Annotated in this window: 10 protein-coding genes; 5 read left to right on the top strand and 5 right to left on the bottom strand. The window is 42.7% G+C overall.

The annotated features are described in order from the left end of the window. Nucleotides 1–15 precede the first annotated feature (15 nt). Entirely contained in the window at nucleotides 16–1,029 is a 1,014-nt protein-coding gene (locus AB3N61_RS08490) for a cation diffusion facilitator family transporter (RefSeq protein WP_367897330.1), read from the top strand. Here the strand turns inward: AB3N61_RS08490 and AB3N61_RS08485 are convergent. Then, nucleotides 1,026–2,081 carry an acyl-CoA dehydrogenase family protein gene (locus AB3N61_RS08485; RefSeq protein ID WP_367897329.1) on the bottom strand — a complete coding sequence of 352 codons (1,056 nt, stop codon included), beginning with the start codon at nucleotides 2,079–2,081 and terminating at the stop codon, nucleotides 1,026–1,028. The genes AB3N61_RS08490 and AB3N61_RS08485 overlap by 4 nt on opposite strands. Nucleotides 2,082–2,092: 11 nt before the next feature. Continuing rightward, the gene (gene uvrA, locus AB3N61_RS08480) at nucleotides 2,093–4,927 is read right to left on the bottom strand and encodes an excinuclease ABC subunit UvrA (RefSeq protein WP_367897328.1); all 2,835 of its coding nucleotides are present in this window, start codon (nucleotides 4,925–4,927) and stop codon (nucleotides 2,093–2,095) included. Between the two features lie 128 nt (nucleotides 4,928–5,055). Between uvrA and AB3N61_RS08475 the strand changes: the two genes are divergently transcribed. Further along, the gene (locus tag AB3N61_RS08475; protein ID WP_367897327.1) at nucleotides 5,056–6,768 is read left to right on the top strand and encodes a S49 family peptidase; all 1,713 of its coding nucleotides are present in this window, start codon (nucleotides 5,056–5,058) and stop codon (nucleotides 6,766–6,768) included. 88 nt (nucleotides 6,769–6,856) lie between these two features. On the opposite strand, the gene AB3N61_RS08470 is transcribed toward AB3N61_RS08475, so the two are convergent. Beyond that, nucleotides 6,857–7,789 (bottom strand): L-threonylcarbamoyladenylate synthase, encoded by a 933-nt coding sequence (locus AB3N61_RS08470; protein ID WP_367897326.1) that lies wholly within the window; start codon nucleotides 7,787–7,789, stop codon nucleotides 6,857–6,859. Then, nucleotides 7,776–9,362: a glycosyl hydrolase family 18 protein gene (locus AB3N61_RS08465; RefSeq protein ID WP_367897325.1), complete on the bottom strand. Its 1,587-nt coding sequence runs from the start codon at nucleotides 9,360–9,362 to the stop codon at nucleotides 7,776–7,778. Before AB3N61_RS08465 ends, AB3N61_RS08470 begins: the two co-directional genes overlap by 14 nt. Before the next feature lie 152 nt (nucleotides 9,363–9,514). Here AB3N61_RS08465 and AB3N61_RS08460 point away from each other — a divergent pair, with 152 nt between their 5' ends. Next, entirely contained in the window at nucleotides 9,515–10,228 is a 714-nt protein-coding gene (locus AB3N61_RS08460; RefSeq protein WP_020768437.1) for a queuosine precursor transporter, read from the top strand. Between the two features lie 110 nt (nucleotides 10,229–10,338). On the opposite strand, the gene AB3N61_RS08455 is transcribed toward AB3N61_RS08460, so the two are convergent. After that, on the bottom strand, nucleotides 10,339–10,677 hold the full coding sequence (locus AB3N61_RS08455; RefSeq protein ID WP_367897324.1) for a hypothetical protein: 339 nt from the start codon (nucleotides 10,675–10,677) through the stop codon (nucleotides 10,339–10,341). 99 nt (nucleotides 10,678–10,776) lie between these two features. On the opposite strand from AB3N61_RS08455, the gene AB3N61_RS08450 reads away from it, so the two are divergent. Further along, entirely contained in the window at nucleotides 10,777–12,294 is a 1,518-nt protein-coding gene (locus AB3N61_RS08450; protein WP_367897323.1) for a 2-isopropylmalate synthase, read from the top strand. 144 nt (nucleotides 12,295–12,438) lie between these two features. Further along, nucleotides 12,439–14,454 (top strand): FAD-dependent oxidoreductase, encoded by a 2,016-nt coding sequence (locus AB3N61_RS08445; protein ID WP_367899073.1) that lies wholly within the window; start codon nucleotides 12,439–12,441, stop codon nucleotides 14,452–14,454. Nucleotides 14,455–14,458: the final 4 nt, after the last annotated feature.

Raw genomic sequence — 14,458 nt, 5'->3', positions numbered from 1 at the left:
ATAGGCTTCTATTTCTTGGAAAAAAACAATCCTTCATCTTCTAATTTCGAACCTTTTGGGAGGCAAGCAATCCTTCGTCCCAAAAGAAAGAATACATTACGTAGTTTAGTTTTTGCATTCTTACTTTCCATTGGGATCTTTTCCTGGGAAATATTCGGTTCCGCTCAAAGTAAAAGTCTGGCACTTCTAGCGGATGCTGGTCATGTGATCTCGGATTCATTCGCCTTTTTATTGAGTATATTTGCAGTTTTAGTCTCAGACAAAAAACCGAATGCAAAGATGAACTTCGGATTTTTCAGAGTGGAAGTATTTGCAGCATTTCTAAATTCCATTTTGATCTCAGGAATTTCTATTTTTATCATATACGAAGCTATCCAAAGATTCCGTCATCAGGAAGAAATTGGCACCGAATCCATGCTGATTTTCAGTTTAGGAACCATCGGCCTTAATCTGATCTCTGTTTGGCTATTAAAAAGGATATCCGCAGATAATATCAATTTAAGGACGGCTTACCTTCATGTTTTGAATGATCTATTCGGAACGATTGCTGTTTTAGTAGGAGCAATTTTGATCCGACTCTTTGATTGGACATGGATCGATCCACTGCTCAGTTTGGCGCTTTCTATCTTTATCTTAAGGGCTGCCATTGTCATCTTGAAGGAAAGTCTTTTGATCCTTTTGGAATCTTCTCCCACCTTTGATGAATGGGATCATTTGAAAAAGGATCTGTTGCATATCAAAGGAGTGGATTCTATTCTTTCTGCTCACACCTGGACGTTAACAAAAGGGATCCATGCTTGTGCATTTAGAATACAAATTATAAACGGATCCGATCATAAAAAGATCCTAAAGGAAGCCTACGAACTATTGAGAAGCGAATGGAAGTTCGAACAGATCTATTTGCAATTGGAAGACCCGACTACCACTCATACAATTGATGGGATCATTGCAAAAACCTTACATGATATTAATTCGGAAGAATGGGGACATCACCACCATACTCATGACCATCCGGCTCATCATCATTAAAGATTCCCGAATTTTCTCCAACTTTTAGACTGCTTGAGCCTGTTCTTAATATAAACCGGGCTTCTGGCAGGGTGGATAGTGCAAAAAAGACCCAGGTCAGGATATTCTTTTTTATGATCGAAGTTAGGGATGGATTCCAAAATGGAAATACATTCATCCAAAATCGCTTCGTACCCGTACGGATGATCTTCTTCTATTTTATAATTCGGGTCCTTGTCCTTCTTGTCGGAAATTTCTAGGCATTTTCCGTAGAGAAGTCCGCTTAGGTCCCAGAGTTTCCCTAAAACTGAAAATCTTTCTCTGGATTCGCTTCCCTGACTTAAATCGGAAACAATTTTACGAATCGCACCACAGAATAGAACGGCAGCGGACAACATTTCGGAAAGATGGATATCGGCCCCTAATTTGGTATAATCCTCTATAAAATGATAATGAGACGGTAGTTTGAAATTTTCGCCCGTGATCTTACAATGAGTGGCTTCTCGTGCGACATCTAGATACACTTCCTCGATGTTTAAACCGGGAAAATCTCTGGGGATAAAAAATACTCCGAACCGATTTTTCTCCTCTTCCTTGGCAACGACCAAGTAACCTTCTGCGTCGGCTCCGTTAGTCACGAAACCTTTATGAAAATTTAATTCAATTTCGCCGTTAGGCAGTATTTTTGCCGAAGATTTAAGATTGGTGAGTTTTCCCATCCAGCCTGGTTCGCTCACTCCAAGCCCTATGATCCCAAGACCGTTTACTAATCGATCCTGAAGTTCTAAGGCTAAATTTCTGGCTTTTTCATTGATAGAAGCTCCCTCTTCGGAACCGAGTACGAGTTTCAAGATCTTTCCGGCCACATTGGTTTGGGCCATGAGCCCTACCCCCACCCCGATCCCGTGAGGGAAAGAAGGAAGAAATATTAACTTTTCGTGAAATGCTCTGAATCCGCCGTCTTTTAAGGCATTGAGTAATCCTGCCTTCGCAATAATAGGCAAAACGGATTTATAAACGGATCTAAATTCTCCCGGAGGAAAGGAAGAAAGTTTCTCTCTTAGTTCTTTCATCTTAGGAAAATTTAACCAGCCTTCTTTCCAGAATTTCCTAAAACTTTTTTCAGATATTGTCCGGTGAATGATTCTTTGATCTTTGCGACCTCTGCGGGAGTTCCTTCTGCGATAATTTTGCCGCCTCCATCCCCTCCTTCGGGCCCCAAATCTATGATCCAATCCGCCTGTTTGATCACATCCAGATTATGTTCGATCACGATCATCGAATTTCCGCGATCCACAAGCGTATGTAAAACACTCATCAAATGCCGAACATCTTCGAAATGAAGTCCGGTCGTGGGTTCGTCCAAAATATATAATGTTTTTCCGGTAGGTCTTTTGGATAATTCGGAAGCCAATTTGATCCTTTGTGCTTCACCGCCGGAGAATGTAGTGGCCGGCTGTCCTAGTTTGATATAACCTAATCCAACTTCGTCCAAGGTTTCCAGTTTTCGTTTTAATGCAGGAATATTTTCGAAGAATGGGATCGAATCCTCGACAGTCATCTCCAAGATCTCATAGATATTTTTGCCTTTATAACGAACTTCTAAAGTTTCTTGGTTGTACCGTTTCCCCTTACAAACATCGCAGGTAACGTACACATCCGGAAGGAAATGCATCTCTATTTTTAGGATACCGTCTCCCTCGCAAGTCTCGCATCTTCCCCCGCTCACATTAAAGCTGAATCTTCCCGGAGAATAGCCTCGGAGTTTGGATTCTTCTAACTGAGCAAACATGTCGCGAACCACGGTAAAAAGTCCCGTATAAGTAGCCGGGTTAGATCTAGGAGTTCGTCCGATCGGTGATTGGTCAATATTGATGATCTTATCTATTTCTTCCAATCCAGTGATCTTCTCATGTTTTCCCCAAACGGTTCTCACCTTCATTACTTTATGAGCCGCTGCGTTATATAAGATATCGTTGATCAGAGTGGACTTTCCTGAACCGGATACACCGGTCACCACGATCAATTTTCCAAGAGGGATCTCGACACTTACGTTTTTCAGATTATTTTCTTTTGCGTTTACGATCTTGAGCTTTTTCCCATTCCCCGGTCTCACAGTCTTAGGGATCGGGATAAATTCTTTGCCGGATAAAAACTTACCCGTAAGCGAATTTTTGTTTTTGGCAACTTCTTCCGGAGTTCCGGAACAAACGATTGTTCCACCATGAACCCCCGCGCCAGGTCCCATGTCGATCAACCAGTCCGCCTCTTCCATTGTTTCCTGATCGTGCTCAACGACTAAAACTGTGTTTCCAAGATCTCTCAGTTCTTTGAGAGTATTGACCAATTTTGTATTATCTCTTTGGTGAAGACCGATCGAAGGTTCATCTAAAATATATAATACACCTTGTAGTCTAGATCCGATCTGAGTAGCAAGCCTGATCCTTTGCGCCTCTCCGCCGGAAAGAGTTCCAGCAGCACGTTCCAAACTTAAGTACCCGACCCCCACATCGTTCAAAAAGGTAAGTCTTTGTTGGATTTCCTTCAAGATCGGTCTTGCGATAACTTCTTCGCTTCCCTTAGGCTTCATGGATTTTACGAATTCTAATCCCTTTTCCACACTGAAAGCGGAGAACTTGTCGATGGTCAGACCGTTTACTTCCACATGAAGGCTAACGGGTTTCAAACGTTTTCCTTCACAGGCAGGACAATGATGATTTGTCATATATCCTTCCAACTGCTGGCGTCTTGCTTCCGAACCTTCTTTATATCTTCTTTTTAAGTTCGGGATCACACCTTCGAATTCTCTACTGAATTCGTAATGCGATTTTTCATTTCTAAAATCGTAATCTATTTTGAGATTTTTGTCTCCATACAGAATGGTGTCTCTCACCTTTTTAGGAAGATCCTTCCATGCGGTATTATAATCGAATTTTAATTTTTTAGCCAAAGAATGTACGGTTGTTAAAAACCAGTAACTATTACTTTTTGCTCCTGCCCAGGCTTCTATACAACCTTCTACGAGAGAAAGTTCAGAATCCGTAATTAAAAGATCCTCGTCGAATTCCAAAAGGCTCCCAAGTCCGTCGCAGGTTTCGCAGGCGCCGAACGGTGAGTTGAAGGAAAATAATCTAGGAGAGAGTTCCGGCAAAGATTCTTCCGGGTGATTCGGACAGGAAAGTTTCTGGGAGAATGTATGATCCTTCTTTCCGTCGTCCATGAGAAGGATCCCTTCCGATTGTTTGAGAGCGGTCTCCACCGAATCGGTCAAACGAGAACGGATTCCGTCCTTGATCACAAGACGATCCACTACGATCTCAATCGTTGCCTTAAAACTTTTTTTCAGAACGATCTCTTCGTCCAAAGTTTTGATCTCACCGTTTAATCGTATTCTGTTAAATCCGTCCTTTCTAATCTTCTCCAGAACATCCTTATGCTCCCCCTTCTTGCCGGAAACGATAGGAGCTAAAATCTGGATCTTAGTTCCTTCCGGAAAATTGAGGATCCTTTCGGTGATTTGATCAATGGAGAGAGATTGGATGGGGGTTCCACAAATCGGACAATGGGGTTTTCCTACCCTCGCGTAAAGAAGACGCAGGTAATCGTAGATCTCCGTTACAGTTCCTACAGTGGATCTAGGGTTTCGATGAGTGGTCTTTTGCTCAATAGAAATCGCAGGAGAAAGGCCTTCGATCAGGTCCAGATCCGGTTTTTCCATCTGGCCCAAAAATTGTCTGGCATACGCGGAGAGACTTTCGACATATCTTCTCTGTCCTTCCGCATAGATCGTATCGAATGCAAGAGAAGATTTACCGGAACCGGAAAGTCCGGTGATAACCACGAGTTTGTCCCGCGGAATATCCACATTGATATTTTTAAGATTATGCTCCCGAGCTCCTCGGATGCGGATATGATCCAAACGATTAACCCTCTCTTAGGTTTCAGATAATTTCCGGAAAGCCAGGCTGAAAAGCGGTTTTCCTTCCGTAATTTTACGTTTTCCGGAATAAATGTCCGTTTTACTTTGGTCGCCAAAAGGATTTCCCAATGTTTAGAATTCTATTCTCTCTTGTTTTTTTACCGATCCGGATTTTGTTCCAAGGAATTAGGATCTTATCCTGGACCATTCGCAAGGGAGATCATTTCTATATGGAAATTCCCCCTTCTTTCTCCTTTGATAAAAAATCTTTTTTCGTAAAACTGTTGGTCTCGAAAGAAGAAGCTCCCTTCTTAGTGGATTTTTTATTAGGACTGAAGGCTTTAACTAAGGTCCCGGGTTTAAAAAAAGTTTCTTTCCATATTTCTAATCCCGAATACGGATTTGGAGAAGTTTGGAATATCTGTAAGTCGATCCAAACATTAAACGAAAAAGGAATTGAGACTTCCGGTTTCTGTTTAGGTGGAGGAACAAAAGCATTACTTTTACTCTCTCAATGTAAATACAGATATTCTTCTTCCGCATCCGAATTCTTTCCTATACTTCCTTCCGCAGAACCCTACTTTTTCGGCGGGTCAGCTAAAAAGTTCGGTGTGGCTGTCGAAACGTATGCAAGCGGAGCATTCAAATCATTCGGAGAAACTTTCCAAAGGACATCCTTCTCCGCTCCTGCACGAAAAAATTTAGAAGCTTTACTCGGAGATTATAAAGACCTACTTTCGCAGGAGTTTAAGAAGTCCTCCAATTTAGATCTAAAAGTTTTAGAAGAGCCGATTTTAAGCGCTGAAAAACTTAAAAAAATCGGATTTCTCACTGAATTCGTAGAAGAAGACGATTTTGAAGAAAACTATTTATTCGAGGACTATAAAAAAGAGAAGGAAACGGATAAACCTAAATACAAAAAACTAAGCCCCAAAGGTTTCAGAGTTTACCATAAAAAATCCAATTTCACTTTGATCTCTAAACCGGTTCCGATCGTTGCCGTTCTTCCTGTCCAAGGAAATATTCTACCGGATTTAGGAAGAGAAGAAGATTTCAGTTCCAGGCAAGTCTCCTTCCGATACTATCAGGAAATTATTAAGGACTTAAAGGAAGATCCGAAGATAGCTGCTGTTGTCCTGGAAATGAACTCTCCAGGGGGTAGCGCGCTTGTCTCTGAACTATTATATAGAGAGATCAAAAAACTTTCCGAGAAAAAGCCGGTCATCACATACGTATTGAATGTTGCCGCTTCCGGCGGATATTATCTCTCCTGTGCGACTAAAAAAATCCATGGAACACCTTATTCGATAGTTGGCTCCATAGGTGCAGTGATGATGAGATTCGAATTGAAAAAACTCTACGAAAAATTCGGTGTCCAAAAAGAAAGGATCGGTTTTTACCCTCACAGAGATATTCTATCCGAATACGGCAAACTTTCCCCTAAGTCGGAGCAGTTCTTAAAAAAAGAAGTTTTGAGATCCAGGGATCTATTTTATAACCGAGTGATTGAATCCCGCAAAACAAGCTTTCAGGATTTGGAACAAAAATATGGAGAAGGGAGGATTTTCTCCGGAGAAACTTTCCGTAAGTCCGGTTTCTTAGACTCTTGCGATTCCTTTTTAGATACATTACAAAATCTGAAAGAAGAATTGAAATCCAAAAAGATAGATGTGCGTTATCTGCCGGGAACTTATAACTGGAAGGATTTAGTCCAAGATCTAAAACCGGGAATGCAGCTTTCCAAGTTCTCTTTCTTTTCCAGACTGAACACGGAGAAGAAGCAAAACCCGCTGGAAGTCCTACATCTATCCGAAATCGCTCAACAATTATCTAATATTTAATTTGTTTCGCACGGAGAACACGAAGATCACAGAGTTGCAACCTTTATAAAATTCTCCGTGAACTTAGTGGGCTCTGTGTGAACCTGCGCTACTCTTGTGCCTTCAGAATTCTGTTTAAGAGTGCTTCTTTACCGGAAGAATTTGCAGGCGGAAAACAGTAAATTTTAGAAACTCCAAGACGATCACAATCTCGAAAAAACGAATATAAATTTTTCATATATTCCGAGTTGTTTCGCAGATCCAAAGCGAATTTCCAACCTCTGGTTAATCCGATCCCGATGGCCGCAGATTCTCTGTCAGGAGTTTGATTGTGCGTAAAGATTACCTTGGCTTTGGGTGCATAATGTTTGTATTTTAGTCCGGGACTAGAAGGAGATTCCCCTTCCTTTAACTCGCTGTAGTTTTCTAGATCCGGAACATATTTATGTAATTCTTCCCAGCCAAAATATCCCGGTCGAAGGAGTTTCGGCGGAGAAACGGAAAAATCCACAACTGTCGATTCTAAACCTATTTCGGGTTCCGTACCTTTTAAGATCAGATCTACCTTTCCGTCAAACTCGGAGATCGCATCATCCAATCTTGTGATAGAAGGTTGTCCCGAAAGATTTGCGGAAGGAGCGGACACCGGTCCTCCAAAATAAGAAAGCATTTCCAAAACTTTTGGGTGAGAAGGAACTCTAACCGCAATCGTAGTCAGTCCGGTAGAAAAAACGGACTTATCCTTCTTCTTTAATACCAAACTTAAAGGTCCGGGCATACATTGCCTGATGAGGATTTTTGCAGTTTCCGGAACTTCTCCAATATCGGGAATGAGAGCCGGATTTCCTAAATGAACGATGAGAGGATTATCCGCAGGGCGGTTTTTTATTTTATAAATTTCTAAACAAGCAGGAAGATTTCTTGAGTCTGCACCAAGACCGTATACAGTCTCTGTGGGGAATAAAACGATCCCTCCCTCTTTTAATACTTTTGCGGCAAGGGAAGGATCATCCGTGATGATTGTCGGTTTATTTTTTGACAAGATCCTCTGTATTTTTGGCCTCTTCCTGACTTTCCTCCGGAGGAGTTTGTTTTACGTCAGGATTCGGAACCACAGGTTGTTTCGCCTTTGGAACGGGAGGAAGTTTATTTGTCACAAGTAACTCTAGATAATCATTGATACCCGGATCGTTATCGGACAATAATTGCCAGAAAGAAAATCCGCCTATATCATAAGATCGTAATAAGGTCATTTTCTCTTCGAAAGCTTTTCTGTTCATGAAGAATGCTACTCGGTCACAACCTTCGGATTTGTACCAAATACTTGGATCCTCGTAAGTTTTACCTTCGTGAACCCAGCTAAACTTGGAAAGATTCGTCCAAGAACCGGAGTTTTTATTATCCGCTAAAACTTGGCTGATATTCGTAGGCTGTTTTGTCACACCTAATTGTTGGCGCTTTAAAGCATCCGACCAATAGACGGACTTGATCTTTGCATTACAATTCAGAGCCCAATCGTATCCGTACGTTGGGATTGCCATATACAATTTTTTGGCAGGAACTCTTTCTTTTGCATAAGTGATGATATTTCTGATCCAAACATTCGGAGCTTGAGGTCCAGGTCCCGGGTTTCTATACTTACGAGGATGAAGTTCGTAAGCCATCACCTTTACACGGTCCGCGTGTTTTGCCAAAAAAGCGTAATCGTGGGTCATCGGACCTCTCCAATTCTCGGCAAAGTCCATATTAATTTTTTCTTTTAAACCCTTACATACTTTTAGGCCAGACTTTTTAGCGGCAGTTTTAGGATGAACTGCAACGGAAAGAAGTTTACCACGTTTGTGGATCTCTTTGGAAAGAAGAACGATGAACTCCTCAAACTTCTCTTTTTTTTCGCAGCTCATTCCTTCGTAATCGATATCGATACCGTCGAAACCGTACGTGTCTACTTCGTACAGTATGTTCTGGATATGTTTGTCTCTGATATCGTTACGTCCGTTTAGGCCTATATTCTCGGAGATCTTCTCGTTCTTATTTTCCCAACGGAAGATCGTAGGGATGATCTTAACTTTTGGATTTAGAGATTTGAGTTCCGCAACACGCGCATGTTTTTGAGCGGATCCCCAAAGAGAATATAGATCTCCGTTATTCGTCTCTCTTCCTTTGAATCCATAAATAAACGGATGGATCTCATTGTACAGATGAACAGTACGTTTCATCGCTTCATAGTCGGAAAACCAAGTAGAAGCCCTAAAAGCAGGATCGTCTTCGGATTCAGGCTCAGAAATACTGACTGGGTTAGAAGTTCCATCCGACTCGGAAGAAGGATTGTCGGAGTTCCACCATTTCTTCCAAGATTCCCAGACCCCCTCCGAAGGGGCCAGGTCCGATTTTAGTGTAGTATTTTGGAATGCCACCTGTTCCGTCCCGGATTGGACCGATACAGGTTTAGGATCCGCCTTTAAAGCCTGGAGTCCTAGATAAAAAGAAATTCCGGAAAGTACAAACCAGGTCAGGCTCACTAGGCTTGTTTGCCAGAGAGGTTGTTTTTTAGGTTGGTATGGCACAGGACGGATTAGGTCCTCTGGGGTGTAAGGTTCATCGTTTGGATTCATTTGATCTCTATATATTTATCGAATCGCGGGGGCTAAAAGTAAAGCACCGACTGTCTTCCAATGATTTATAATGAATCAGTCTGTCAAACGTTTGTGGGAATCCCTCCTGTTCTTTGATTGACAGACACCGAAATCGCAAGATTTTTCCACAGATGCAGTTTCACCGACCCTTCAAACTATTTTTCGTTTTAGGTTCCATCTTCATTACCTTCCTTTTGATGGCGGAGGTGACTGGTTCCAAATGGTTTCAAGTTTTGATCGGGAACAAGGCGTTGACCATGACTTTGGGTGTGATTCCCTTCCCCATTACGTTTATCGTAACGGACCTTTTGAATGAGTATTATGGAAGAAGAGGTGTTAGATACCTAACTTTAGTCGGAATGGTAATGATCGTTTTAGCTTTTTTTCTTCTTCAATTAGACATGGCCATTCCGGCAGCAGGGAATTCCCCCGTGGACGACCATTCCTTTCAGGTAGTATTCTTTAATACCGGGCAAGTGATCACAGGTTCGATCGTGGCCTACTTGATCGGCCAGCTTGTAGACATCCAAGTTTTTCATTTGATCCGTAAGAGGACTAAAAACAAATTTCTTTGGCTGAGAGCGACCGGTTCTACCATCTTCTCCCAGCTTTTGGATTCTTATGTCGTGATCTTTGTGGCGTATTGGGGAACGTACGATTTCCAAACTCTAAATTCCATCTCTTATACCAACTTCGGATACAAGATCTTCATAGCGATAGGGATCACACCTTTGATCTACCTCGCCCATTACCTGATCGAAAGGTATTTAGGAGAAGATGCCCATAAAATGGCAGAAGCGGCTCTCAAAGAAGGTAAAGAAGAAGTCCAGCCGTATCCGGGTTGAGTTTTGTTTCACCCCTCAGTGAACTCTGTGTCCTCTGTGCGAAAAACCTTCTTAATATTTTTAGGGTGCACACGGAGATCACCGAGGACACGGAGATTAGCTCATTCGCTTTAGTAATACAACCAGATTCGATTTTCCCAAGGGTCCAAGTAAGATGAGTATTTCTCGGATGTAGATTCCTTCTGAAATCCAGAGTCCAGAAGTTTGGTTTCGAAAGCAGGAACCTTCTCTATTGCAATTTTCCAGACTAGGGTTCCGGGAGAAACAGGACATTCTTCTGTTTCCCTACTAAAGATCACTCTTTGGTTTTCGTTAAAAAGTAGTTCGGAATGACCAGGATTGGACGCCTGGACTTCCCCGCCAAAAAGATCCAAGTAAAGCCTTGCTGCTTCCGCACAATCATCCGCTTGTAAGCTAGCCCCATAGAAACTGAGAAAGTTTTGAGACATGATCTTGAGTCTAATCTCCGAAAGCCAAAAACCGTTTATTATTCGGTTTACGGCCTAATTCAGACTATAATTTTGGAGTTAGGGAAGTTTTCCAAGCATATGAACTCAAATTTGGATTTTGTTCGGATTTTCGATACCACTCTCCGGGACGGAGAACAATGCCCAGGTGCGGCAATGAGCGAGAATGAGAAGATAGAGATCGCACTCCAACTCGCCAAAATGAATGTGGACGTGATCGAAGCAGGCTTCCCGGTTTCTTCCCCGGTCCAATTCCAGGCAGTCCAAAGAATTTCCAGAGAGGTAGAAGGTCCGATTATCGCGGCACTAGCAAGAGCCGTTCGTCCCGACTTAGAGGCAGCTGCCAAAGCAATCATTCCCGCCAAAAAAAGAAGAATTCATACTTTTATCGCATCTTCTCCCATTCACATGAAATTCAAGCTGGGAAAAGATCCTTCCGAGGTTTTGAAAATGGCTGTGGAAGCGGTCAAGATTTGCAGAGATCATGTGGACGATGTGGAATTTTCCCCCGAAGACGCGACTCGTTCCGAGCCTGCGTTTTTAAGAGAACTCTGCGAGGCAGTGATAGAAGCCGGTGCGACTACGATCAATATTCCGGATACCGTAGGATATACAACACCGTATGAATACGGAGAATTATTCAAATTCCTGATCCAAAATGTGAAAGGAAGTGAGAAAGCGATCTTCTCTGCACATTGCCATAACGATTTAGGACTTGCCACTTCCAATAGTCTCGCTGCGATCCAGAATGGAGCAAGGCAAGTAGAATGTACCGTAAACGGGATCGGAGAAAGAGCCGGCAATACCGCTATGGAAGAAGTCGTAATGGCTCTTCGTACGCGGAAGGACAAATTCGGGATCCAAACTAGGATTCAAACAGAAGAGATCGCTAAGGCTTCTTATTTGGTCAAAACGATCACCGGGATGGTGGTTCAGCCGAATAAAGCGATTGTAGGAGCGAACGCATTTGCCCATGAGTCCGGGATCCACCAAGACGGTGTTTTGAAAAATAGAGAAACCTATGAGATCATGACGCCGGAAAGTGTGGGGATCCATTCTAATAGAATGGTACTCGGCAGACATAGTGGAAGAGCCGGTTTCAAAGACAGGATCGTTCGTTTAGGATTTAGTCCTCATCCGGAAGAATTGGAAGCGGCTTACCAAAGATTTTTAGAGATCGCGGACCGCAAAAAGGAAATTTTCGACGAGGATATCCGTGCGTTATTCGCGGACGAATCCAGAAAGTCCTCCAACGACAAATATGTATTAGAAAGTTTTCATGTAACTACGGGAACGAAAAGTACACCTACCGCAAGTATCCGACTGTCTATTGAAGGAAATATAAAAGAAGAATCGGCAACGGGTGATGGTCCTGTGGATTCTATCTTTAAAGCGATCCAGAAGGCAACTATCTCCGATGTGGAACTCATTAAACTCGTGATCTCTCCGGTAACGGAAGGTCAAGACGCTTTGGCAGAAGCTTCCGTTACTTTAGAAAAACATGGAGAAAGAGTCGTAGGAAAAGCAAGCTCTACCGATATTATTGAGGCTTGTTCTCAAGCGTATATCTCCGCGTTAAATCGTTTTTCCATAAATTGAAATCGATTTGCCGAATCATGTTCGGTATCTATTTTCAAATTTCCTAGAAAAACCGTTGCCATTTCCAAATTCAGTTAAAAATCTTTCTTAGTAGAACGACTGTTCTACTCAAATAAAAAGAAAGGCGGACTGTGAATGTCTTCTTTGGATATTTCTCCAATCTTTCGCCCGATCTCCATCGGAGCCGAAACTATACCGAATCGTATTATCATGGGATCCATGCACTTGGGTTTAGAGGGGATGCCCCAAACCGCAGATAGAATGGCTGCCTTCTATGGCAAAAGGTTCGAAGGCGGAGTAGGACTGATCACCACCGGAGGAATTTCGGTGAATGCGGAAGGCAAAGGCTCCAATATATTTTTCGATTTCCAGAAGGAAGAAGATTGTGTAGAGCTTGAAAAAGTCGCTTCCGTTCTAAAACCGATGGGAATTTTCTGCGCTCAGTTATTCCACGCGGGAAGGTACGCTTATCACAGAGAACTCGTGGCTCCTTCTGCGTTACGCGCCCCTATCAATCGTTTCATACCAAAAGAACTTTCTACGGACGATGCATGGAGAACCATCCGCGATTTCGGATCGTCTGCATTACGCGCAAAACAAGTTGGTTTTAGAGCGGTGGAAGTGATGGCTTCCGAAGGATATCTGGTAAACCAATTCTTCTCCGAAGTAACCAACAAAAGAACCGACGAGTTCGGTGGTTCGTCTGAAAACCGCAGAAAATTTGCGATCGAAACAATGAAGGAAGTCCGTAAACAAGTAGGTCCCGGCTATCCGGTCATCGTAAGAATGTCAGGCATCGATCTCATCCCAGGCAATCCTAGTTTTGAAGAAGTGATCGCACTTGCCGCCGAGTTAAAAGAAGCAGGAGCGGACGCGCTCAATATCGGGATCGGTTGGCATGAGTCTCGTATTCCTACCATCTCTCAGCTTGTTCCAAGAGGTGCTTGGGCAAAGATCGCCGGAAAAATAAAAAATGCAGTTCCAGGAATTCCGATCATCGCTTCCAACAGGATCAATATGCCGGAGACGATCATCCAAGTATTGAATGCAGGTGAAGCGGATATTGTGAGTATGGCAAGACCATTCTTAGCGGATGCAGATATCGTAAATAAGATCAAAGAAAACCAAACAGAAAGAGTGAATACTTGTGTTGCTTGTAACCAAGCTTGTTTGGATCATACGTTCAAAGAAGAAATGGTTTCTTGCTTAGTAAACCCTTCTGCAAATAGGGAGCTGGAATGGAAATCTCTTCCTCAGGCAAAAAGACAAAGAGTGGTAGTTGTCGGTTCCGGTCCAGGTGGAATGGAATCCGCAAGAGTGGCGGCATTACGTGGTCATGAGGTCATTCTTTTAGAAGCTTCCGAAAAACTAGGAGGTCAGCTCAATCTTGCGGCTTCGATTCCGGGTAAATTCGAATTTTATGAAACTATCCGCTATTTCAAAAACGAACTTCCTCGTTTAAAAGTGGATATCCGTCTGAGTACAAAAGCGGATCTTAAATTATTGGATGAGTTAAAACCGGATGCGGTAATCTTTGCAACCGGTGTTCTTCCAAGGAATTTAAATCTTCCCGGTTTGGAAAAAAAACCGCATGCAAGTTATGTGGAGTTCTTAAACGGAACATTCAAACCCGGTTCCAAGGTTGCCATCATTGGTGGCGGTGGGATCGGTGTAGACGTAGCTCATAAACTTACCGAAGAGAAGGATCCGGATATTTCCACCTACTTTGATAAGTACAATGTGAACTCTTATACACAGGCTGCGATCCAACCGGAAACCGCTCGCAGAAAAGTTTCCATCTTAAGAAGGAATGGCAAAGTGGGAGCAGGCCTTGGAGCAACTACTTCATGGGCTCTTCTACAGGAATTACAATCCAAGGGAGTGGATTTCCTTTCCTCGCTCACCTATAAGGAAGTAACCGAAAAAGGTCTTGTGATCGAGACCAAAAAAGAAGGAGCCAAAACTTTAGAATGTGATTCCATCATTCTTTGCGCCGGACAAACAAGTGACGCTTCTTTATACGAAACGTTCAGAAAGGAAAGAAATAATATTCCTTCGTACCTGATCGGTGGTGCAAAAGACGCTTCCGGAATAGACGCCAAAAGAGCCATGTTAGAAGGTTATTTAGCGGCCACCAGGATCGGAACGGAACAAAACTAAAAAA

This window comes from Leptospira sp. WS58.C1 (assembly GCF_040833995.1).
GTDB lineage: Bacteria > Spirochaetota > Leptospiria > Leptospirales > Leptospiraceae > Leptospira_B > Leptospira_B cinconiae.
This window is presented reverse-complemented; position numbering and strand designations above follow the sequence as displayed.